This window comes from Staphylococcus sp. FSL W8-1270, assembly GCF_038007165.1.
GTDB lineage: Bacteria > Bacillota > Bacilli > Staphylococcales > Staphylococcaceae > Staphylococcus > Staphylococcus hominis.
On sequence record NZ_JBBOWQ010000001.1, the window covers coordinates 606,872 to 631,321 of the forward strand.

At 30.6% G+C, this 24,450-nt stretch carries 24 protein-coding genes and 1 pseudogene; 16 read left to right on the forward strand and 9 right to left on the reverse strand.

Annotated elements, in window-relative coordinates; genetic code table 11:
* Window positions 1–8: 8 nt before the first annotated feature.
* The 3 genes from NSU06_RS02760 to NSU06_RS02770 all read right to left on the reverse strand — a co-directional run bounded on the left by NSU06_RS02760 (window position 9) and on the right by NSU06_RS02770 (window position 2,359).
* On the reverse strand, window positions 9–881 hold the full coding sequence (locus NSU06_RS02760) for a MurR/RpiR family transcriptional regulator (protein WP_017174895.1): 873 nt from the start codon (window positions 879–881) through the stop codon (window positions 9–11).
* A gap of 323 nt (window positions 882–1,204) precedes the next feature.
* Window positions 1,205–1,558 (reverse strand): hypothetical protein, encoded by a 354-nt coding sequence (locus tag NSU06_RS02765; RefSeq protein WP_079335361.1) that lies wholly within the window; start codon window positions 1,556–1,558, stop codon window positions 1,205–1,207.
* 105 nt (window positions 1,559–1,663) lie between these two features.
* Entirely contained in the window at window positions 1,664–2,359 is a 696-nt protein-coding gene (locus NSU06_RS02770) for a helix-turn-helix transcriptional regulator (RefSeq protein ID WP_017174893.1), read from the reverse strand.
* A gap of 368 nt (window positions 2,360–2,727) precedes the next feature.
* Between NSU06_RS02770 and NSU06_RS02775 the strand changes: the two genes are divergently transcribed.
* From NSU06_RS02775 to NSU06_RS02805, 7 genes are all read left to right on the forward strand, one after another.
* On the forward strand, window positions 2,728–3,507 hold the full coding sequence (locus NSU06_RS02775) for an inositol monophosphatase family protein (RefSeq protein ID WP_048762118.1): 780 nt from the start codon (window positions 2,728–2,730) through the stop codon (window positions 3,505–3,507).
* Between the two features lie 115 nt (window positions 3,508–3,622).
* Window positions 3,623–4,570, forward strand: coding sequence for an LCP family protein (locus NSU06_RS02780; protein ID WP_048762117.1), 948 nt, complete (start codon window positions 3,623–3,625; stop codon window positions 4,568–4,570).
* Between the two features lie 254 nt (window positions 4,571–4,824).
* Window positions 4,825–7,776, forward strand: coding sequence for a formate dehydrogenase subunit alpha (fdhF, locus tag NSU06_RS02785; protein WP_048762116.1), 2,952 nt, complete (start codon window positions 4,825–4,827; stop codon window positions 7,774–7,776).
* 1 nt (window position 7,777) lies between these two features.
* Window positions 7,778–8,245, forward strand: coding sequence for a DUF1641 domain-containing protein (locus NSU06_RS02790; protein ID WP_048762114.1), 468 nt, complete (start codon window positions 7,778–7,780; stop codon window positions 8,243–8,245).
* 165 nt (window positions 8,246–8,410) lie between these two features.
* On the forward strand, window positions 8,411–8,632 hold the full coding sequence (locus NSU06_RS02795; RefSeq protein WP_017174888.1) for a hypothetical protein: 222 nt from the start codon (window positions 8,411–8,413) through the stop codon (window positions 8,630–8,632).
* Window positions 8,633–8,655: 23 nt separating this feature from the next.
* Window positions 8,656–9,447, forward strand: coding sequence for an N-acetylglucosaminidase (locus NSU06_RS02800; protein WP_048762113.1), 792 nt, complete (start codon window positions 8,656–8,658; stop codon window positions 9,445–9,447).
* Between the two features lie 20 nt (window positions 9,448–9,467).
* Window positions 9,468–10,592, forward strand: a complete 1,125-nt coding sequence (locus NSU06_RS02805; protein ID WP_017174886.1) for an FAD-dependent monooxygenase — start codon at window positions 9,468–9,470, stop codon at window positions 10,590–10,592.
* A gap of 56 nt (window positions 10,593–10,648) precedes the next feature.
* On the opposite strand, the gene NSU06_RS02810 is transcribed toward NSU06_RS02805, so the two are convergent.
* The 4 genes and pseudogenes from NSU06_RS02810 to NSU06_RS02825 form a co-directional block, all read right to left on the reverse strand.
* On the reverse strand, window positions 10,649–11,608 hold the full coding sequence (locus tag NSU06_RS02810; protein ID WP_017174885.1) for a 2-hydroxyacid dehydrogenase family protein: 960 nt from the start codon (window positions 11,606–11,608) through the stop codon (window positions 10,649–10,651).
* Between the two features lie 79 nt (window positions 11,609–11,687).
* Window positions 11,688–12,002, reverse strand: coding sequence for a DMT family transporter (locus NSU06_RS02815; protein WP_017174884.1), 315 nt, complete (start codon window positions 12,000–12,002; stop codon window positions 11,688–11,690).
* A 1-nt stretch (window position 12,003) separates the two neighbouring features.
* Window positions 12,004–12,333 (reverse strand): DMT family transporter, encoded by a 330-nt coding sequence (locus NSU06_RS02820; protein ID WP_048681895.1) that lies wholly within the window; start codon window positions 12,331–12,333, stop codon window positions 12,004–12,006.
* A gap of 204 nt (window positions 12,334–12,537) precedes the next feature.
* A pseudogene (locus tag NSU06_RS02825) lies at window positions 12,538–12,693 on the reverse strand (CHAP domain-containing protein); the annotation flags it as partial.
* Between the two features lie 541 nt (window positions 12,694–13,234).
* Here NSU06_RS02825 and NSU06_RS02830 point away from each other — a divergent pair.
* Window positions 13,235–14,305 carry an NAD/NADP-dependent octopine/nopaline dehydrogenase family protein gene (locus tag NSU06_RS02830; RefSeq protein ID WP_002448510.1) on the forward strand — a complete coding sequence of 357 codons (1,071 nt, stop codon included), beginning with the start codon at window positions 13,235–13,237 and terminating at the stop codon, window positions 14,303–14,305.
* 56 nt (window positions 14,306–14,361) lie between these two features.
* Entirely contained in the window at window positions 14,362–15,747 is a 1,386-nt protein-coding gene (gene nhaC, locus NSU06_RS02835; protein WP_048680488.1) for a Na+/H+ antiporter NhaC, read from the forward strand.
* 302 nt (window positions 15,748–16,049) lie between these two features.
* Here nhaC and NSU06_RS02840 read toward each other — a convergent pair whose 3' ends face one another.
* Entirely contained in the window at window positions 16,050–16,832 is a 783-nt protein-coding gene (locus tag NSU06_RS02840) for a CHAP domain-containing protein (RefSeq protein ID WP_049420000.1), read from the reverse strand.
* A gap of 618 nt (window positions 16,833–17,450) precedes the next feature.
* Between NSU06_RS02840 and NSU06_RS02845 the strand changes: the two genes are divergently transcribed.
* From NSU06_RS02845 to NSU06_RS02875, 7 genes are all read left to right on the forward strand, one after another.
* Complete coding sequence (locus NSU06_RS02845; protein WP_049379338.1) at window positions 17,451–18,305, forward strand: helix-turn-helix transcriptional regulator; 855 nt, start codon at window positions 17,451–17,453, stop codon at window positions 18,303–18,305.
* A 177-nt stretch (window positions 18,306–18,482) separates the two neighbouring features.
* Window positions 18,483–19,211, forward strand: a complete 729-nt coding sequence (locus NSU06_RS02850; protein WP_017174878.1) for a transcriptional regulator, SarA/Rot family — start codon at window positions 18,483–18,485, stop codon at window positions 19,209–19,211.
* A 281-nt stretch (window positions 19,212–19,492) separates the two neighbouring features.
* On the forward strand, window positions 19,493–19,837 hold the full coding sequence (locus NSU06_RS02855; protein WP_017174877.1) for a transcriptional regulator, SarA/Rot family: 345 nt from the start codon (window positions 19,493–19,495) through the stop codon (window positions 19,835–19,837).
* Window positions 19,838–19,982: 145 nt separating this feature from the next.
* Window positions 19,983–21,128: an acyl-CoA dehydrogenase family protein gene (locus NSU06_RS02860; protein WP_145473226.1), complete on the forward strand. Its 1,146-nt coding sequence runs from the start codon at window positions 19,983–19,985 to the stop codon at window positions 21,126–21,128.
* A gap of 90 nt (window positions 21,129–21,218) precedes the next feature.
* Complete coding sequence (locus tag NSU06_RS02865) at window positions 21,219–22,160, forward strand: nucleoside hydrolase (RefSeq protein ID WP_145423980.1); 942 nt, start codon at window positions 21,219–21,221, stop codon at window positions 22,158–22,160.
* A gap of 74 nt (window positions 22,161–22,234) precedes the next feature.
* Window positions 22,235–22,780, forward strand: coding sequence for a biotin transporter BioY (locus tag NSU06_RS02870; RefSeq protein WP_017174874.1), 546 nt, complete (start codon window positions 22,235–22,237; stop codon window positions 22,778–22,780).
* A 35-nt stretch (window positions 22,781–22,815) separates the two neighbouring features.
* Complete coding sequence (locus NSU06_RS02875) at window positions 22,816–23,580, forward strand: GNAT family N-acetyltransferase (RefSeq protein ID WP_017174873.1); 765 nt, start codon at window positions 22,816–22,818, stop codon at window positions 23,578–23,580.
* A gap of 38 nt (window positions 23,581–23,618) precedes the next feature.
* Here NSU06_RS02875 and fdhD read toward each other — a convergent pair whose 3' ends face one another.
* Window positions 23,619–24,413: a formate dehydrogenase accessory sulfurtransferase FdhD gene (gene fdhD, locus NSU06_RS02880; RefSeq protein ID WP_017174872.1), complete on the reverse strand. Its 795-nt coding sequence runs from the start codon at window positions 24,411–24,413 to the stop codon at window positions 23,619–23,621.
* Between the last annotated feature and the right edge of the window lie 37 nt (window positions 24,414–24,450).

The following is a 24,450-nucleotide window of genomic DNA, read 5'->3' on the forward strand; positions in this document are numbered from 1 at the left end:
CTTTTTTATTAATGTTTAAATTCAATTTTTGATAAATACTTGTGGTAATTATCTAATGAAATCTTTGACTGTGTCATATAGTCTAAAGAAGCGTGATAATTACGTGCTATAAAGCGGTAAAATATAATATCAATCGTATATAATTGTGCAAATAATGCAGTTGTCGCACTCATACACAGTTCGTTTTTATAATCTTCATTATACGTTAAAACTAAATCAGAATCTTTTGCAATTGAATTATTGTTAGAACTTGTAATTGTAATCATTGAAAGGTTAAAATCTTTAACGACTTTTACCATTGCTTGTAGTTCGCTCTGTTCACCACTATGGGTAATAAAAACGACACAATCATTTTTATTATGTGTAGACAACATTGTAGTTAGTAAATGTGTATCTTGAACTAATTGAATATTGAGACCAATACGGGATAATTTCTGATAAAATTCAAGCGCACACACGTATGAACTCCCATAACCATATAGAAAAATGGTATGTGCCTGTTTAAATGTTTCGCAAATAGCGTCAATAGTTTGGTGATCTATAAAATGATTACTTTGTTTTAACGACGCTTTAGTTTGAAAATATAATTTTTGTTTTAAGCTTTCTACTGATTCATTTTCTACTAACTTGATATTATACGGTGTGACTTGTTTAGGAAACCATTGCTTAATTTCATCGCGTATAGCTTTAAAATTTTGATTAATTAATTTTTGACTATAACGATTCATAGTAGACACACTAATATTAAGCTCATCTGCAATCGCTTCATTAGACATTGAAACTAATTTATGTGGAGAATTTAATATGAAACGTGAAAGTTTCTGTTCACTTTTAGAAGACGAAGCGTAGACTTCATCTATCCTACTTAAAATATTTGTCATCCAATCACCTAATTTATTAAAAGTTTTTCTTTCATCATAAATAGATAGATGAAAATGAAAACATCTCTATCTAGGCATGTGAATACATCATATATTACATCTAAATTCCCACAAATATCGATAAATAACTGTAAAGTGATTAAGTTAAGTAAAGGTTTACGTAACAGGATTACCGAAATAATGTGATATTCTCCCACCAATATGACATTATTTCGTGAATTAAAAAACAGTATGCAGTTTTTACTTAATATTAATCAAGCATTATTATACATACTATAAATTACAATGACAATTTACCTACTAAACTTATCGAAAAAATAAGGTTATTGATAATTATTAATTTGATTATAAACTTTATAAATATGATTTTGACGTTCTTGCAAATCGACGATTAAATTTCCATTTTTAAAATTTTGAAGAGGGATTTGTTTTAAATGAGTCATCAATTCATTGTATTTTTCGAAGCAATACGTTTGTGAATCAGAACAATGAGATGAAATACTATTTATTTGATTATGTTTAAAATGCGCACGACAATGATTAATAAAATTATTGTAATCTTTAATTCCCAAAGATAAATGTGCTATGTCCATAAAATAATAATATTTAGCTTTTTCTAGTAAAATTAATAATTGAATTAAAATGTGTTGATCGTATATTAAGGTTTTATAATGCATGGTATACTCATCCTTTAAAAGAGGGTGTTAAGGATATTTGGTATGTAAGCATTTAGTATTTGAGAATGAAAGTGAGAATACACGAAAATTTCTTCAATACTCACTTTATTCATTGTTTTTAGGTTGTAGAAATTCCTTATAGTTATGAATAGTAATATCGTATGTTTGAATTTTTTTTTCAAATGAATAAGAAATATCAACAATATTCAATATTGATAATTCACGAGTTCTACCGAATCCAATTTCATAAACAATAGCAAACCATTGACCGTTACGGCACAGTAAGCCGATGAATATCACATTTTCTGCAGTAATTTCATTATTTTCTGAAAAGTCAACAAGCATAACATGTCTTTCGTTACTATAAATTAAAATATCTGAAAACAAATGTGGTAATGTTAGAGAATGTGTATCTTCTAATTTAATATTATTGGAGATATGTTTCAGTATTTTTAGCATTTGTGTATTAGGTGTTTTTAAACATTGGTTCATAATTGAATGAATGTCTTGAGTGTAAGGTAATGTAGAGTGAGATTGACTTTCTTGCAAAGTTAAAAATAGTGCAATAAGTTCGGATTCATTTAATTTAAGATGAAAATAATGATCAGTATTTTGAATTTCATATCCACCGCGTCTTCCTTTATGAGCGTATATATGAACTCCTTTAGATTCTAAATCATCAATATCTCTAGTAATTGTACGGGTAGAGACATTAAATTGTTTTGCTAAATCAGACGCATTGATTTTATGTCCTTGTTGAATTAATGAAATAATTTGATTTTGTCTTTCCATTTTATTCAATATACTCACCACCTATGAACATTACATATTACATTAATTATAACATAAGACTGAGATTCAAGACATTTTTAGTAATAAGTTGATTGGAAGTGTAATAATAAACTATTTTTATTTAGAAAACGCTTACAATCATTAGATAATTATGCTAATATAGTATTTGTAACAGGGTAGAACGATTTCAAACAAAGGGGTAGGGGCTGTATAACAGATAGCTCAAGGTGAATCGTTCGGGTTACATCGAAACATCTTCAATATTTATTACTTACTTTCCTTTCTATTTTGTCGGCTAGCAAATGACTAGCCGATTTTTTATTTAAAAAAAATAATATGTTATATGATAAGATGAATAAAAACGTTGAGGTGACATCATGCAAAAACAACAACTTCAATTTATAGATAAGCATATTACGGATTGGTTCCAACATTTAGATGGTATTATTCCTAATTTAATTAAAAACATGGTTACAGAAACAAAAGAAAATCGATTCGATTTAGTTACAAATGTAGATAAACAAATACAAAATGATTTCGAGGCCTATCTGGAAAAGTATTTTCCTACACATCAGTTATTAGCTGAAGAAAAAAATAATGAGGGTATTGAACCTTATCAGGGACACCTTTGGATTATGGACCCTATTGATGGAACAGCCAATTTAGTGAAACAACAAGAAGATTATTGTATTATTTTAGCTTACTTTGAAAATGGACAACCTAAATTATCTTATATTTATGACTACGCTCATAAAATAATATATAAAGCAATTGAAGGTAAGGGGGCCTTCATGAATAATGTCAAACTTGAGTCTCCAGAAGTATTATCGCTTAAAGATACTATTGTTTCATTTGGTTCAGAATACGTGAATGAAAAATTAAGTAAAGCTTTGTATCAATCGTCTTTTAGTGTGAGATATATAGGAGCTTGCGGATTAGATTCAGTGCGAGTGATAAAAGGACAATTTGGAGCACATTTTAATACTAATCCTAAACCTTGGGATATCGCAGCACAGTTTTTATTCGCCAGAGAATTAGGATTAGTGATGACACAGATGGATGGACAACATCTTGATTTCGCTAAAGGTGGCCCCTTTATTATTAGTAATAAAGGGTGCTACGAGGAGATATTAGCTATTATTAATGATAAACACTAATCCTTCTCTTCTTAGTTATTTAATATATTTCCTACTAAAGTTGTATAGTAAATTAAATCATTTAATATATAATAATGGAGATATATTTTAATATAAGTAGAATAGGAGGAGGAAGATGCAACGTCCTGATAGAAAAAAACGTTCCTCTAGTAAAATAATGAAATGGATTATTAGTATACTTGTTGTGTTAGCTGTCGTTACTGTAGCCGTTATCGCGACAACGATATTGATAACAGGTAATAAAATTCATAACCCGCTTCATCGTCAACAATCTGAATTGCGTTCTCATAATGTTAATTTAAAAAATGGAGATCCATTTACAATTGCCTTATTTGGTGTTGACTCTAATGCACAACGTAAAAGCACAAATGATGGTGAACGTAGTGATACAATAATGATTTTATCAGTGAATCCAAAGAAAAAAACGACTGAGCTTGTAAGTATTCCACGTGATACTCAAGCAGAAATCGTAGGAAGAGGTACAACTGAAAAAATTAATCATGCTTACGCTTATGGGGGGCCTACCATGGCTGTTAAATCATTAGAAAAACTAATGAATGTGCCAATAGACCACTACGCTACTATTGATATGGATGGATTACACGACATGATTGATTCGGTAGGCGGTGTTAACATAGTAAGTAATGATACATTTACAGTTCAAGGTACAACATTTACTAAAGGGCAATCTACTCATGTTGATGGAGATACAGCCATGGCATTTATTAGAAGTCGTAAAGAAACAGGTGCAGGTGGTGATTTTGGACGTCAAGAACGTCAACAACTAGTTTTACAAGCTATGGCAAATAAAATGGTTAGTTCTTCAGTGATTACACATTTGCCATCATTAATTACTCAAATTCAAAAGAACGTCACAACTGATTTAACATTAGGAGACTTAAATGAAATTAGAAGTCATTATAAAGAGGCTAATGATACAGTTAATCGTCATCAGCTAGAAGGGACAGGTAGTATTCAAAATGATGGATTATGGTATTTTATTCCTAATGAAAGTTCAAAAGTGCAAATGACAGAGGTATTAAATAATAATTTGAAAAAATAAAAAAAATATATAGCAATTAAAAAATCTGAGACTAATTTATAGGTCTCAGATTTTTTATTTAAAGATATAAAAATTTAAAAGTATATTCTTTATTTAAAAGAATAAAGAAAGGTCAATAGATATGATTGAAAGCCTTAACATTATATGATTTTAGTTATACAATAATATTAATTCTGTATTGAATATGGGGAAATAATACAGAATCTTAATGAAATTGGTTGTTTATGGAATATAAATATAAGGTGGGGAAAGCAATGCAAGAACATTTAGTTTTAACCCTAGATGATGTGGATTACCTTGTAGAACCTGGAACAAATTTACTTGAATTTATTAAATCTCGTGATACTTTCGTTCCTTCAATTTGCTATAACGAATCCATGGGTCCAATTCAAACCTGTGATACTTGCATGGTTGAAATTGATGGTAAAGTTGAACGAGCGTGTAGTACAGTAGTTGACCGTCCGATGTCAGTCAATACTCAAAATAAACGAGTGAAAGCTAGCCAAAAAGAAGCATTAGATAGAATTTTAGAAAAACATATGCTGTATTGTACAGTATGTGATTATAATAACGGTGATTGTGAGATTCACAATGCAATGGATGCATGGGGATTACAAGAACAATCATATGAATATAAAACAAAGCCTTATGAGAAAGATTATGGTCCTTTCTATCGTTATGACCCAGACCAATGTATCCTATGTGGTAGATGTGTAGAAGCATGTCAAGATGTGGAAGTTAACGAAACACTTTCTATAGATTGGGATCGTGAGCACCCACGTGTGATTTGGGATAATGATGTTCCAATAAATGAATCGTCTTGTGTATCATGTGGTCAATGTGCGACAGTGTGTCCATGTAATGCAATGATGGAAGTCAATATGGAGGGCAATGCGGGATATTTAACTGATACAGAACCGGGTTCATTAGCATCTATGATTGATTTAACTAAAAAAGCTGAACCAGGTGATGGATTGTTATTTGCTGTGTCGGATTCTGAAGCAGAGATGCGTAAAGAAAGAATTAACAAAACTAAAACAGTATGTACATATTGTGGTGTAGGATGTTCATTTGATGTATGGACAAAAGATAGAGAAATCTTAAAAGTTCAACCATCACACGACTCTCCAGCAAATAAAATCTCTACTTGTGTAAAAGGCAAATTCTCGTGGGGACACATTAATTCGGATCAACGTTTAACTAAACCTTTAGTACGTAAAAATGGTGAATTTCATGAGGTTGAATGGGAAGAAGCCCTCGATGTTATAGAAAAGAACTTTAAGCGCATTAAAAATGAATATGGTGGCGATCACCTAGCATTTATCGCCTCTTCAAAAGGTACAAACGAAGAGTCATACTTAATGCAAAAACTTTCTCGCCAAGTATTTGGTTCAAATAATATTGATAATTGTTCGAGATATTGTCAAGCACCTGCTACAAAAGGATTATTTAGAACGGTAGGACATGGCGGGGACTCAGGTTCTATTGATGACTTGGAAAAAGCAACTATGACGGTACTTATTGGTACAAATACAGCAGAAGCACATCCAGTTATTGCTTCAAGAATTAAACGTGCACAGAAATTGTTTGGACAAAGAATGCATGTCTTTGATATTCGTAAACATGAAATGGCTGAACGTGCAGATGAATTTTATCAACCTAAACCTGGTACAGACTTAGTATGGTTGAGCGCTGTGACAAAATATATTATCGATCATCATTTACATGATATTGAATTTATTAAAGAGTGGGTTGACAATTTTGATGAGTATTATGAATCATTAACTCCATTTTCATTAGAATATACTGAAGAGGTTACAGGAATTTCAAAAACGCGATTAATTAGTTTTGCGGAAGAATGCGCAAAAGCAGAATCTGTAGCTATTTGTTGGGCAATGGGTGTCACACAACAAGATATTGGTAGTGATACAAGTACAGCAATTTCAAATCTTCTTCTTGTAACAGGTAACTATAGAAGACCTGGCACAGGGGCTTATCCATTACGTGGCCACAATAATGTTCAAGGTGCAAGTGATATGGGAAGTATGCCGGACCAATTTCCAGGTTATCAAATGATACACAATGATGAAATTAGATCGAAATTTGAGAAAGAGTATGGTGTTACATTGAATCCAACGCCTGGTCGAGATAATCATCAAATGATGGATGGTATTCATGAAGGACAAATTCATTCACTATATTTGTATGGTGAAGATACTGGAATTGTAGATTCAAATATTAACTATGTACAATCTGCATTAGAAAAAGTTGAATTTTTGGTAGTTCAAGATGAATTTTTAACATTTACAGCAACGTATGCAGATGTTGTGTTACCAGCTAGTCCTTCATTAGAAAAAGATGGCACATATACAAATACAGAGCGTAGAATCCAACGTATTAATCAAGCACTATCACCTTTAGGTGACTCAAAACCTGACTGGGTAATTTTCCAATTGATTGCTAAAAGAATGGGCTTTGATTGGAATTATAGTCATCCTTCAGAAATCATGGACGAAATTGCACGCTTAACACCGTCTTATTCAGGTGTTAGCTATGAAAGATTAGAAGGTTTTAACAGTTTACAATGGCCTGTAGCACCAGATGGTACAGATCAACCTACATTATATCTTGATGGCTTTAATTTCGATAATAAACGTGCAAAATTATTTGAATTAACATTTGATAATTTCTTTAAAGAAGATGAAGTATATGATTTACATGTAAATAATGGTCGCGTACTAGAACATTTCCATGAAGGAAATATGACATATCAAACAGAAATGATTAAATATAAAATGCCTCACGCATTTGTAGAAATTTCACCTGAATTAGCCAAAGATCGCGATATCCATGAGGGTGCAGAAGTAAAACTTATTTCTGATACAGGAGAAGCTACTTTAGTTGCTACAATTACTGATAGAGTTAAAGGAAAAGAAATATATATTCCTTTAAATAATGATGCTATGAGTAATGGTGATATAGGTGCTATAAATAAATTAACTAATAGTGACGTGGATTATGCTACACACACACCATCTTATAAACGTACACATTGTCGTTTAGAGGTTATAACTAGAAAAGGTAAATCTCCTTTAAATCCAACGAATTTCCGTGTAGATAAACATCGTCATCCGCAATATAGTGTCCAAGTTCAGAAAAAATGGAAACGTAAGGATTATATTTTCCCAGGAAATGTGGTGGATTAATATGGCTGAAAGAATAACTAAAATTAATCGTCTTGAAAAATCAAAAGAACAACTTAAGTTGGAAAGTTTGAATGAAGTTACAAATGCAATTGTTGAAAATAAGGATAGTATTTTAAAAGCTATTCGTATTATTAAAAATTTAGATGATGCAAAACTCTTAGATGCTATTAACGGTGGTATTAAAGGTCGTCAAGTTATTATAAATAAATTCGCTACGGAATTAAATAAAGATATGTATACTGGACTCATTACAAATTTAGCTCCAATGGTATTTATGCTTGGGAATTTAGAAGTTAAAGAACTAAGTCAATTTTTAAATAAACTTAATAGTGGCTTACAAGTAGCTAATCAAGCAAGTCCAAATGCCAAAACGACAATACGAAGCTTAATGAGTGTATTAAAAGATGATGATATGAATCGTAGCTTAACGTACATGATAAATTTACTTAAAGGTATGTCTAGAGAATAAATTGAATATATACGACTCCTTAATATAAGAACGAAATGACTTATGTTGAGGAGTTTTTTTAGAAATGAATTTGTAAAATATAGTATACATCCATTATGATAAAGTAGAGTGTATAAATTAAAGTGTAAGGAGAGAGGACTTATTCATCCAAATATTATTAAAATAATGACTATTATTTCTAATATTTTTGTTGTATTAGGAATTATATTTTTAATTATGATGAAATTAATGTTAGCGATAGCAATGTTTGCCGTTTCATTGGCAATTAGTCTTGTTATTTTTAATGTATTATTTCGAGATCGTACGGGCATGAAAATTATTATTAATATTTCGTTTGCCATCGTCATTATTGCTATTATAGTTGCATACAGTATGTTATCTAAATAAGACAATTAGAGGAATTTCAATTTATGAAATATAGAAATAGTAATCAGTTACGTTTATCTATTATACTTTTTATTATTGTTCTCATCATATTGATTGTATTACTTTGTATCAATCATAAGGATATACTACGTAATGATCGAAGATACAGTTTTCAAGAGGCCCTTCAAAAGCAAACCCAATCGAACCAATTAAATACCATTGATAAAAATAATCAGTTTGTTCTAGCGAATAATAATGAAGTGAAAAGAGCAATGAGTATTTCTAAAAAAGACAATGATTTAAAATATATGGATCTATCTAAAACGGTTCCAATGAATGAAGATGAGGTAAAACATATACTTAAAAATAAAGGTATTTTAACAGATCAGGCTCAAACATTTTTAAAAGCCCAAGATAAGTATCAAGTGAATATTATATATTTAATGAATCATGCAATCATAGAAACAGCAAATGGTCAATCCGAACTGGCTAATGGTATTAAAGAGAATAATCATAAATACTATAATTTTTTTGGAATTGGTGCATTTGATCAAGATGCCATTGCTACTGGTCATAGTTATGCTAAAGAACATAATTGGACAACACCAAGTAAAGCAATTATGGGCGGTGCAGCTTTTATTCGTCATCAATATTTTGAAAACGAACAAATTACGCTTTATCAAATGAGATGGAATCCTAAAAATCCAGGGTCTCATCAATATGCGAGTGATATTGAGTGGGCAGATAAAATTGCAGATAATATGAAAAAAGATTATGAACGTTTGGGTATAAAAAAAGATAAGATACGTAGGAATTACTATATATCTAATAAATAGAGATATTGAGGTGTAATAGAATGAAAGTTGCAGTGATAGGTGCTGGTATCGGAGGTTTAACGGTTGCAGCACTTTTACAAGAACAAGGGCATGATGTCAAAGTCTTTGAGAGAAAGACTGATATTAAAGAAGTAGGTGCAGGTATTGGTATCGGTGATAACGTTTTAAAAAAACTCGGTAATCATGATTTAGCTAAAGGTATCAAAAATGCCGGACAAAATTTAAAATCATTAAATATCTATAGCGATAAAGGTGATTTGCTTACATCTGCTAAGTTGAAAGAGGGAACATTAAATGTGACATTATCTCGTCAGTCATTAATAGAGTTAATATCTTCATATGTAAAACCTAATACTGTATTTACTGATTATGAAGTGACTAAAGTGGATGTTCAATCTGAACTGCCAATGCTTCATTTCTCAAAACATGCAAGTCAGACGTTTGATTTATGTATTGGAGCGGATGGTATTCATTCAATCGTTAGAAAAGCATTATTCCCAGACTCTAAAGTGATTTATCAAGGTTATACATGCTTTAGAGGAATGATAGATGAAGCGGACATAATGAATCAATATACAGCAGATGAATATTGGGGAAGACGTGGACGCGTGGGCATTGTGCCTCTAATTAATAATCAAGCCTATTGGTTTATTACAATTAATGCAAATGAAAAAGATCCTAAATATGTATCATTTGAAAAACCACATTTGCAGGCTTATTTTAATCATTATCCTAATCAAGTGAGGGCATTGTTAGATAAACAAAGTGAAACAGGTATTATTAAAAACGATTTATATGATTTAAAACCTTTAACTTCATTTGTACATCGTCGTACAGTCTTATTAGGAGATGCTGCCCATGCAATGACGCCAAACATGGGTCAGGGCGCAGGACAAGCAATGGAAGATGCTATCGTTTTAGCTAATTGTATCGCTTCTTATGACTTAGAAAAAGCATTACAGCGATATAATAAATTACGTGTAAAACATACTAAAAAAGTAATAAAACGTTCTCGAAAAGTCGGAAATATCGCTCAAAAAGATAATAAACTAGTTGTTGCATTGCGCAATGCTATCATGAAACGTATGCCAAAACGATTTTTTAGTGGTCAAACTAAATTTTTATATAAAACAAAAGACAAATAAGGAGTTATCATAGAATTCACTATGGATTCTATGATAACTCCTTATTTTATTTAACCTTATTTTTTATTAACAACAAATTGCGGTTCTTCACCATTCAATTTTTTAATTGTATCATTAGCTACAATTTTAGACATCATTTCACGAGCTTCGAACGTAGCATTACCAATGTGTGGCGTAATGACTACGTTATCTAAAGATTTCAAGCCTTCAGTAATATCTGGCTCAAATTCATACACATCGAGAGCTGCACCTTCAATATCTTTATGCTTCAATGCATCAACAAGTGCTTGTTCATTAACGATTGGTCCACGCCCTGCATTGACTAAATAAGCAGTAGATTTCATTTTTTTAAATTGTTCTGAATCAATCATGTGGTGTATATCTGGATTGTAAGCAGCATTGATTGTAATAAAATCAGAGTGTTCTAATAATGTATCTAAATCAACGTATTTAGCACCAATTTCACGTTCTTTTTCCTTTTTTTGGTGAGGACCTGTATAAAGGATATCCATATCAAATCCTTTTGCACGTTTAGCTACTGCACTACCAATTTCTCCAAATCCGATAATACCAAGTGTTTTGCCTGAGACTTCACGGCCTCTAAAGAATAATGGCGCCCAACCATCAAATCCTTTTGTACGAGAAAGTTTGTCACCTTCAACAATACGACGAGCAATTGCTAATACTAAGCCGAATGTTAATTCAGCAGTTGCAGCTGTAGATGCTTTTGGTGTATTTGTAACATCAATGTTTTTTTCACGTGCATAATCTACATCTACATTATTAAATCCAGCGCCATAATTGGCAATAATTTTAAGATTTTCACCACTGTCAATTACTTCTTTATCTACATTAGTGGATAAAATACTAATTAAAGCAGAAGCATCTTTGACACCTTTTTTTAATGTTTCTTTATCGATGATACCTTCACCTTCATACATGTCTACTTCAAAATGTTCTTTGAGTAGATTTAAACCAGCTTCTGGAATTTTACCAGCTATATATACTTTTTCCATCCATCTCACTCCTTTGTATTCTTTCAAATTAAGTATAATGGAAGAAAGATAGGGACACAAAGAATTTATATGAATAAAGTTACTGTATTATTTTTAAAGCAATTACGGATATTAAGATTAAACCAATACAAAATATACGAATAAATTTTTTTGATTCATTATAGAAAATCATACCTACAATGGTACCTCCAGCAGTCCCGATCCCTGTCCATATTGCATAGGCAGTTCCCATCGAAATCGTCTGCATAGATAGTTTTAAAGTACTAAAACTAAATATAAAAGTAAGCGCACCTAGTAGAATATATATTTTTTTATGTGTACGATTCAGTTCATTTAAGAAAACAACACCTAAAATCTCAAAGCATCCTGCAACTAAAAGGTATAACCACGCCATTTTATAGACCTCCTTCAGATTGGTCATCAGTAGAAAGCTTTAATCCGATAATACCTATAATTAATAAAATAATAAATAATAATTTCATAAGTGAAATGACGTGATTAATAAATAACATATCAACGATAACTGTTCCTGCAGCGCCTATACCAACAAAGACAGCATAAACAGTACCTACTGGAAGTTGTTTTGTCGCAGAAAGCATTAAATAAAAACTTAAAGCAATAAATAATAAAGTGATGAGCCAAGTAAACGTATTATGAGCGTAATTTAAACACGTAACCCAAACAACTTCTATCAATCCAGATAAAATGACCTTTAACCATTGCATTATATCCATTACTCCTTATAATATTTTTGATAAGTAAAAATATTTTCTCAAACAATTATGAGTTATGCAATTTTAGAAAATAAAAAAGTGAGAAAGAATTCATTATGAATTCATTTTCTCACTTTTAAATTAATGAAAATATAATCTTAAAGGTTATCTTAAACGGTAATATATTTATATTCAAGTTATATCAATCTTAGATATTTACGATAAATGAATATAATTATAAGCACTTACTTCGCTTGCTGAAATTGTACGTGTATCAGTCACGTATGCGCCACCTGTGTAATTCATTTCTGAAATTGTAATTGATCCATCACTATTTACACTTTCTACATAAGCCACATGTCCTAAACTTCCTGCTGTCAGTGTTGATAATGTAATTCATTTTTTCATAAATAAAGTCCTCCCAAATACTATTCAACAATAGGATAATTTTAGCGATATGTTGAATATGTTTTAACATTAACTTGTCGCTATTAACGATAAGTCATACTTTATCAGATAAAAACATGTAGTAGGGCATTGTTACTTTACCGTAAATAAAATTCAAAATTCTTGCACAACTATGTAATAAAAATCTGTTTAATATTTCTTGCAAACTGCACGTTTGCTATACATTTTCTAATTTTTTGAAAATATTAATAGAATTTATATTACAGCACCTTGTAATAAACTTATTTTATATAAAGATATATACATAAAGGATAAGCGGTTACATTTATGGAGATTTATGTGATATCATACTACTAATAGTGTTTGTAAAAATTTAAATTAGGCTATAGAATAAAATAATACTATTTTGAAGATGCAGTATTTATATCTGCATCTTTATTTATTGATAATAATTTTTTTAGATGACTATTAAAAATTCTAAATAGAGAAATGAGGAATGATAACTATGAAAATTGCAATAGTAGGATCAGGAAATGGTGCGGTTACAGCTGCAGTAGATATGGTCAATCAAGGACATGAAGTCAAATTATATTGTCGAAATTCATCAATTCACAAATTTGATAGAGCGTTAGAAAAAGGTGGATTTGATTTTAATAATGAAGGTCATGAAACGTTTGTACCTTTTACAAATATTAGTGATGATATTGAATATGTATTAAAAGATGCAGAAGTGATACAAGTAGTGATTCCTTCATCTTACATTGAATATTATGCAAAAGTGATGTCTCATTATATAACGGCGGAACAAATTATTTTCTTTAATATCGCAGCAGCTATGGGATCAATTCGATTTATGAATGTATTAGAAGAACGTCATATTAATATTCAACCTAAATATGCAGAAGCTAATACCCTTACTTACGGAACACGTGTAGATTTTGAAGAGGCTCGAGTGGATTTATCTCTTAATGTAAGAAAAGTCTTTTTCTCAACGTACAATAAGAGAGAGTTAAATGAATGTTTTGATAAAGTGAGCCAATTGTATCCACAATTAGTAAAAGAAGAAAGTTTGTGGAAAACGAATCTAGAAAATGGAAATCCTGAAGTTCATCCAGCTCCTACACTATTAAATGTAGGTCGTATAGATTATGCAGATACATTTGCATTATATAAAGAAGGTATCACAAAACACACAGTGCGACTTTTACATGCTGTAGAATTAGAACGTCTAACTTTAGGGCGTAAATTAGGTTTTGAATTATTAACTGCTAAAGAAGCGCGTATTCAACGAGGTTATCTAGAACGTAAAGACGAGGATGAACCGCTAAATCGTTTATTTAATACAAGTCCTGTATTTTCACAAATTCCAGGACCGAACTCTGTAGAAAATCGTTATCTTACTGAAGATATCGCATATGGACTTGTATTATGGTCAAGTTTAGGACGTGAAATTGGTGTAGATACACCGAATATTGATGCGATAATTACGATTGCCTCGACTATTCTCGAACGTGATTTCTTTAATGAAGGGCTAACAGTAGAAGAACTTGGTTTAGATAAATTAGGATTAAAATAAGTATAATGTTTGGTATAGAAAAGAGGTCTTAAGAAAAAAGAAAAAGGAGCAGATATATGAAAAGAAAACCCACATTTCTAGAAGCAATATCTACAATTATTGTCATGGTAATAGTTGTTACAATTGGATTTATTAAATTCAATATCCCTATTCAAGTATTGTTACTTATCGCCTCAACCTACGCTGCTTTTATTGCTATGCGTGTTGGTTTAAAATGGAAGGATTTGGAAGAAGGAATTACACATCGATTGACAACAGCTATGCCTGCTATTTTCATTATTTTGGCTGTAGGTATTATTGTAGGTAGCTGGATGTACGCAGGTACTGTACCTGCATTAATCTACTATGGACTTAAGTTTTTGAATCCTAGTTATTTTCTAATTTCAGCATTTATCATTTCGGCTATATGTAGTTTAGCAACCGGAACAGCTTGGGGGTCTGCGTCTACAGCTGGGATTGCCTTAATATCTATTGGAAGTCAACTTGGTATAAATCAAGGAATGGCAGCAGGTGCAATTATTGCAGGTGCAGTATTTGGAGATAAAATGTCACCTTTATCAGATACAACCAATCTTGCTGCACTCGTAACAAAAGTAAACATTTTTTCTCATATTAGAGCAATGATGTGGACAACCATTCCAGCATCAATCATTGGACTTATCGTATGGTTTTTTGCAGGATTAAATTCCCAAGGTAATGTAAATACTAAGCAAATAAAAGTACTTTTAAATGAACTATCTAGTATTTATAATATTAATTTTTTTGTATGGATTCCTTTAATTGTGATTATCATTTGTTTAATATTTAAAATTTCAACTGTTCCATCTATGCTTGTTTCAGCGTTGAGTGCTATTTTGATAGGTAAGTTTAATAATGGATTTAAATTTGTAGATGGTTTTAAAGCAACGTTTGATGGTTTTACATCATCTATGACTGGGCATTCTCATGTTACCGAAAATGCAAAAACATTGATTGAACAAGGTGGAATGATGAGTATGACACAAATCATTGTGACCATTTTTTGTGGTTATGCATTTGCAGGTATTGTAGAGAAATCTGGTTGTTTAGATGTAATGTTACAAACTGTTGCAAAAGGTGTTAAATCTGTTGGTACCCTCGTTCTTATTACTGTGCTATCGTCCCTAATGTTGGTGTTTGCTGCTGGTGTGGCGTCAATTGTTATTATTATGGTTGGGGTACTTATGAAAGACATGTTTGAAGATATGAATTTAGATAGAAGTAATTTATCTCGTACATTAGAAGATTCCAGTACTATGGTTCTACCATTAATTCCTTGGGGAACATCTGGTATTTACTATGCGCAACAATTAGGAGTTTCAGTTGATCAATTCTTTATTTGGGCAGTACCATGTTATTTATGTTCTATATTAGCAATTATTTATGGATTTACTGGCATTGGAATACGTAAAAAAATAAATTAAATGATTAATTCGATGTTTAATTCCCTTACAATATGGAAATAACAAATTAGGATTAAAGTATTAATGAGAAACATAGTAGCGATGTTATTTAAAAAAATACATTCATTTTAGATATCCTAAAAAATGAATTAAAAGTGGATTTAATTTTTGTGGCGAGAATTCAATCCATAATAACGAATTTGATTAATATGATAACTTAAAGCGTTCTAAACACTAAAGTTTCGAACGCTTTTTGTATGTATGCATAAAAAAAGATTTAGAATTCATATTGAATTCTAAATCTTTTTTCTTTATCAATTTAATTAATGAATGAAATTATATGAAGCAGCTTCACTTGAAGAAAGTGTACGAGATGTTACTACACCTACACCATGTCCATAATTCATTTCAGATACTGTGATTGAACCATTACTATTTACACTTTCAACATATGCTACGTGACCGTAAGCACCAGCAGTAGATTGCATAATTGCACCTGCAGATGGACGGTTATTTACTGTGTAACCAGCAGATGCTGCAGCATTTGCCCAGTTATTTGCGTTACCCCAAGTTGAACCGATTTTACCACCTACACGGTCATATACATAATATGTACATTGGCCAGAAGTATAGTAGTTTCTACCTGAGCTAACAGAGTTAGAAATTGAAACACCTGTTGATGACGGTGCAGTTACAGTAGTTACTTTTACATTACTATTAGAAGTAGAAGCAGAAGCTGAACCTAAACCACCAGTTTGTTGATTATTTGTTGTGTAAGATTGTGTTGGATTACTAGCAACTTGATTTGAGTTATTAGTATGATAGTTGTTATAACTATATGTTGAATTTGTATTAGAATAATTATTATATGTATTGTAGTTATAATTATAATTATAGTTAGAATGATTTAAACGATCTGGGCTCCAGTTACCTTTCCAAGTGTAATGGTAGTTACCTTGTTGATCGATAGTGTAAGAGTAGCTATATGAAGTAGGATCGTTTGGATTATATCCTTGTTCAGCTGCATGAGCTTCGTGTCCTTGTCCGGCGATAGCAATTGCGGCAACTCCTGCAGTAGCGATTGTAGCTGTAGCGATTTTTTTCATTATAAATTTCCTCCTGAGAATTAAATTAATATTATTTTATATTTAATAGTCATTTGTTAACTTAGTCTTTAAATCATTTTACTTAACGACAAGAAATACTTTATCAAAAAAATTACAATTTGTGGGGAATGTTAATGATTTGTAATTTTTCGATAATATAAAAGCTTGTAAATTTAATTATTAGTAATATTTTTTAATATAAAAAAAGCTATTATGACAGTGTTTACAGAAGAATATGAAAAAAATACTCATTTTCTTGTAATCTTTTTGTAAAATAATAGAAAAATAATTTATAACAAAATAATTTAGCCTATTGAATGATTCCTTGATTAAACAAATACTAAAAAATCATTTTATATGTCCTCTTTATACATAAATAAAGTAAGTTTATATTGAAAAACAATAAAATCATACTATAAGATAATAAAGTGATAAAATAAGTCAAAATATTGCTACTGCTAATACCGAAATAAAACATAAAATTGTATATGAAGATAGATCTCCGATACGCATACACAAGTATCGAAGCGATAATTCAATAGAATTAAGTGGTGAATAAAGGGGAGAAATGTCATCGCTTATATCTAGTCTTTATATTACAAACGAGAGGAAAGACGTATGATAGATAATTTTTCGGTAAAGCTTTTAAAAAATACGAGAATAGTAAAACAAAAAGAATCCAATATCAAACTTATATATTGGTTAAAGGGTTCTGGAAAAATAAATTTAGACTTAGATACATATAATATGAAAAAAAGAGATCTCGTATTTATTATGTTAAATGATTTATATTCGATAGAAGGCGAAACGAACTCTGTTATTGCAATAATTGAAATTTCATTCACAGATTATTTAAGATTTGCAGACGATTATATCAGACAAAAAGGATATAAATTTTCTTCTATTGAACGAAAACAATTAGAATCATTTATTATTAATCTTCTTGAATTTGAAAGTCGAAAACCTCGACTTCCACACATAAGGGATAAATTAGTTAAACATTTATGTGTAGAATTAGGTTATATTCAAAGAAAACATCGTCAAAACTATAAACTAGACAATCCACTTGTAGATGAAGTTCATGAATATATTATTGAACATCATCATGAAAAGATTAATAAACAAGCATTAGCGAATTCACTTGATATGTCTAACAAAGAGTTAAGTCAAGTGATTAAATTTCATACACCTTATCATAATATTGCTCAATATATTAATGATATTCGTTTGAAATTATGTTTACTTGATATTTTAGATAGCAGTGAATTTATTCAAGATATTGCTTATAAACATGGATTTAATCATTTTCCGAGATTTATTGCATTATTTAGTAAGAAATATGGGATGACTCCAGGTCAAGCACGAAAAAAACAATTTGCTCCAATATATAAGACTACCGAAACGGTTGAAATATCTTTAGATTATGAAGCACAGTTACTTATAGCTGAGGCCAAAAGTAACTATCATACCTAAAATAGGATTAAGTCCAATAATAAGTAAAAAGATAAAGTATTTAGACCTTTACTCATACTTAATATGAAGTAAGTATATGTATGATATAGAGATAAACTTAAAACACTTTAAAATTGTATCGCAATACTAAAGTCTGTCTTCTAGAATTGTTGTATAAATTGCGAGGTGGCGACTATCATGACAAAAAATGATATGGATGTACTATTATTTTATCTTTTATTTTATAAAGCAGTCGATGAACTTTTAAAATATTCTAAAAACTTAAATATTGAACACTTAAATGTACTATATGCTATTATTGATTATCATAAAACGAGCCATCAAGGTATGGATATTGAAACACTAATGAAAAAAACGTATTTATCTAAACGAACTTTACTTTATCTTGTGAGCCATTTGTATCACGAAAATTGGATTTTTAAATCTTATGATGCAAATGATCAACGAAGATTAAGAATCTTGCCTGTAGAAATGTATGAAAGAAAAATGAATCATTTATTATTAGAAATTGGAGAATTACTTGAAAATAACTATCTTAAAACATCAATCAAGAATATGAATTATTGCAAGTTAACATATCTAATTACTATTTATAAAGTTTTAAGTAAGATTGAAAAAAATATTAAGCACTATCAGTTAAGTTTAAATGATTTGCTTGTTTTAGGCATTATTTGGTTGAATCAAAATGATATCTCGTTGAAATCGATAAACTATTTTTCGCGTTGTCAGTCTATAAATATAAATTTAGTAATTAAACGATTACAACAAAGTGGTTATATTTTGAAAAAAAGAGATGATCTAGATGAACGTAGAGTATGTATAAAGTTAAATATGTCAAAAAAGAAAGAAATTCATGATATCTTGAGTCATTGTAGTAAAATGATAAAAAAGGAATTAACATTATAATTTGTTTCAAAAAATAGAAATAACTAGTGATGTAAGAAAGGCTTATTCTCATACATTACTAGTTATTTTAGGTGTATAACGCATGAAATAATTATGTATAATTTAATTTGGCAAATGAGATTTTAATATATAATATCATTTTAATTTCATAAAAATATTGAAATATTATACTTAAATGTTATAAAATAATTTTTATAGCATAAGAAATGTTTAGTGTTGTAGTAGTTAGTATACATGAACCTTGTAGCAACTAGATGTACATCAGAGGAGTGGTTTAGAATATGGGACAAATTAAAGACATCAATGATTTAGTTAACGCAACATTTCAAGTGAAAAAGTTTTTTAAAGACACTAAGAAAAAATATAATCTGAATTATGAAGAAATTTATATTTTAAATTATATTGTTAAAAGTAAAAAAGATGAAATTACTTCAAAAGAAATTGCAACGTATTCAGAATTCAAACCTTATTACTTAACTAAAGCATTACAAAAATTAAAAGATTTACAATTATTATCAAAAAAACGTAGTATACAAGATGAAAGAACAGTTATTGTTTATGTAACAAAAGAGCAACGCGGGAGAATTAATGCTTTAATTGCTGAATTAGAGAAATATATACAATAGAATGATGATGGGGTAAATGAGTGAGACAGAATGTCTGTCCACTCTTTTTTAATTCTATTATACTATGTGAATGAGATGCTTTATATTATTAAAACCGAGTGTTAAACTATGATTAAATATATCAAATATCGAATAGGTGATAGTCATGTTAGATTCATTTTTAATAAGTAGTGATATTCAAAGAAAATGGATTGAAAAATTTAAAACAATTGAAGATACATTTAAACAAAGAGCAGCAAAAGAAGATATTGAGTCTAAATTCCCATTTGACAATATAAAATGGCTTGTAGAGGAAGGTTATAGTGTGTTAACTTTACCTAAATCATATGGTGGAGAAGGTGCAACCATAGAAGATATGGTCGTTTTACAATCGTATCTTGGAGCCATAGATGGCGCTACAGCACTATCTATAGGCTGGCATCTAAGCGTTGTAGGGCAATTATATCAACAGCATATGTGGAGTCAAACTATGCTTGATCAATTTGCAAAAGAAGTAAAAAATGGCGCACTTGTAAATAGAGCAGTAAGTGAAGCGGATACTGGTAGTCCTACTCGTGGTGGAAGACCTGCTACGCATGCAATAAAAACTAAAGACGGATATAAATTAAATGGTGTGAAAACATTTACTTCTATGAGTAAAGCATTGACACATTATATTGTTGCTGCATTTGTAGAAGATATTCAAGAAGTAGGCTTCTTTTTAATTCCTAGAGAGAGTAAAGGTTTAGAAATTGCAGATAATTGGAATATGTTAGGGATGCGTGCAACGGAAAGTCATGATTTAGTATTAAATGATGTTATAGTTCCATTTGAAAACTTTGTAGAAACGAAACATAAACCGCAACCCAATGGATGGATTTTACATATACCAAGTGTATATTTAGGTATTGCCCAAGCAGCGAGAGATTATGCTATTGAGTTTGCCAAAACGCATTCCCCTAATAGTATTGATGGAACAATTGCTACGCTACCTACTGTACAACAAAATGTTGGAAAAATGGAATCACTCTTATTATCTGCTCGTCATTTTTTATGGAGTACAGCTAGAGGTTACAATCAATATAATGAAACACTTAATATTTGGAATGAAACATCTGCAAGTAAAATTTTAGTCATGAATCAAGGATTAGAAGTAGTGGATCTTGCTATGCGAATAGTAGGGGCGAAAAGTTTAGAAATGGATCGTCCATTACAACGCTATTATCGTAATATGCGTGCGGGCCTACATAATCCTCCTATGGAAGATGCAGCATATATGAATATTGCAAAATCTATACTTGATTTAATGTAGAATGAATTTTTTATGTATAATATGTTTAAAGAAAGCTATGATTACGTATAATGTAGTCATAGCTTTTTTACATATTTTTGGAGGGATTTAATGACTAAAATATATTTTAATCATGATGGCGGCGTTGATGATTTAATATCACTATTCTTATTACTACAAATGGATAATGTTGAATTAGTAGGTGTAAGTACAATCGGTGCAGATTGTTATTTAGAACCTTCTCTAAGTGCTTCATGTAAAATTATAAATCGTTTTTCAAATTTATCTATTGATGTAGCTCCTTCATATGAAAGAGGAGTTAACCCTTTTCCGAAAGACTGGAGAATGCATGCCTTTTTTATGGATGCGCTTCCTATTTTAAATGAGAAATGGATTGATAAACGTTCTGTAACGAGTACATTTGAAGCTTATGAGGATATTATTAATGTATTAAATAATAGTAAAGAAAAGGTGACTTTATTGTTTACTGGTCCGTTAACCGATTTAGCCAAAGCAATCAAACATGATAAAGCAATAGTAAACAATATTGAAAAGTTAGTTTGGATGGGAGGAACATTTTTAGAAAAGGGAAATGTAGAAGAACCCGAACATGATGGCACAGCTGAATGGAATGCTTTTTGGGATCCTGAAGCTGTTAAAACAATATTTGATACGTCTATCAAGATAGAAATGGTAGCGTTAGAAAGCACTAATCAAGTACCATTGACGCCAGCTATTCGTCAAATGTGGGCAAATCAACGTCAGTTTATAGGAGTTGATTTTTTAGGAATCAGTTATGCAGCTGTACCTCCTCTTACTCATTTTGTCACAAACTCTACTTATTTTTTATGGGATGTATTGACGACTGCTCAAATTGGTAAAGAAAGCTTAACAGATTCTATAGAACTTAAAGTAGATGTATATACAAAAGGACCAAGTCAAGGACGTACATATAAGAGTGATGATGGACGTATAGTGCGTGTCGTTAATCATGTCAATCATGACGAATTCTTCAACTATATCACGTTTTTAGCTAAAAAAGTATCTCATTAACTTCAAATGTAAACTTTTTATATAAAACAGTTTACATAAGTGGTATAATTTTCTTCATAAAAGGAGGAAATCAAATGAGTACAAAAAATTTAGTATATACAGCTTTAATGACAGCGGTTATTTGTATTTTAGGCCTAGTACCCGGAATACCATTACCATTTATGCCTGTACCAATTGTATTACAAAATATAGGTATCTTTTTAGCAGGAGTTATATTAGGACGTAAATATGGCGCACTCAGTGTTATTATCTTCTTATTATTAGCAGCCACAGGTTTACCATTATTATCAGGTGGACGTGGCGGAATAGGTGTGTTTGCAGGTCCTTCAGCAGGATTTTTATTCTTATATCCAGTAGTGGCATATCTTATAGGTTTAGTAAGAGATCGTTTTAAAAATCATATTAATTTCTTTACATTATTTATTGGTATGCTTGTATTTGGTGTTTTATTATTAGATATTGTAGGAACAATCATTATGGGGTTCATTATACATATGCCTATAAGTAAAGCATTCTTATTGTCATTTACATTTGTTCCAGGAGATATCATTAAAGCGATTATTGCAAGCTTGATTGGTACAACATTACTTAACCATTCACGTTTTAAGAATTTGATATAATAGTACAAAATATACATAGTAAGGTGATGGTTGCTATGACACACATAACAATGAAGCAGATTAAAGAAAATGGAAAAATATACTTAGAAAATGAGTTGAATATTATATATTTAACACCTTCTGATCCAATTACATATCACATGAATAAGTGGCAGTACAAAACGTTACCTTCAATTAATCAGTGGTATGCAGATATGGAGAAACAACGAATTTTGCATAAAAAACAACATTCTTCTCATTTATCTTTTACATTTCCAGAAAACCAATTACTTCATTCTACATGGTTAGAAGCGATACGCAATGAAGGATTTCAATTAAAACTACTTGAATTGTATGCGATAGACAGTGCTACATTAAAACAATTTGAGAGCAATATTCAGGTAGATATTGAACCTGTAACTTCATTTAATATGGAAGATTATCTAAGTGTTTACAATGAATTTTCAAAACCGTATGGCGAAGCGTTTGTTAAAGAAAGTGAAGAACGAACGAGAGAAGCAATATTAAATCAAATAGATGACGTCACTCGTATAGTTGCATATTATCTTCATAAACCTGTGGGGATTTTGGATGTTATAGTTACAGATGAAACTGTTGAAATTGATGGGTTCGGCGTTTTAGAAGACTATCGTCATAAAGGAATAGGTACTACGATGCAGTCCTATGTAGGCCATTTAGCCGGTTCTCGACCAGTCATATTAGTGGCAGATGGCGATGATACAGCAAAAGACATGTATATAAAGCAAGGCTATATTTTTCAAAGCTTTCAATATCAGATAGTTAAAGAAGATGCGATATAAATAAAAGTAGGGAGTGAAAAATGAATTTATAATAAATTCTATTTCACTCCTTTTATACGTTCTGGATGACTATAAATGTTAAAAGAATCACCTCTAATAAAACCAATAGCAGTAATATTTAAGTCATGTGCCAGTGTTATTGCCAATGTGGTAGGTGCAGATTTCGATAATATAACACCGACACCGATTTTAGCTGCTTTTAGTAAAATTTCAGATGATATGCGTCCACTAAAAATAAGTACTTTATTTCTAACAGGAATTTGATGAGTAAGACAAAAACCGTAAAGTTTATCTAAGGCATTATGTCTACCTATATCTTGACGATGTTCAAAAAATGCCTCACCATCACTAATTGCTGCGTTATGCAAGCCACCTGTTTGTTTAAATAAGGTACTTGCACTTTGTAAACCTGTCATCATATTTAAAATTTGTCTTGGAGTGAGAATGATATTAGACATAGACGTTTTAGCAATTGCTGCATCATTTTGAAAATAAAATTCTCGACTTTTTCCACAACATGAAGCAACCATGCGCTTTGTAGAATACTCAAAACGGTCGCTTAATGACTTAGTTAATTCTACATGAGCAAACCCTTTACTATCATCAATTTGTAAATGTTTAATTTCTTCTTTTTTATAAATGGCTCCTTCAGATGCTAAAAATCCTATGACTAACTCTTCTAAATGTGTCGGACTGCAGATTACTGTAGCAAATTCTTTTCCATTTACCATAATCGTTAATGGAAATTCGGTTACATAGCTGTCTTCAGTTTCGATGAGTTGCTCATCTTCATACCTAATAATTGGTTGATTTTGAACGGCATCTTTATCCATGAATGTCTCCCCTTTGGTTATAACTACTTTATACTGT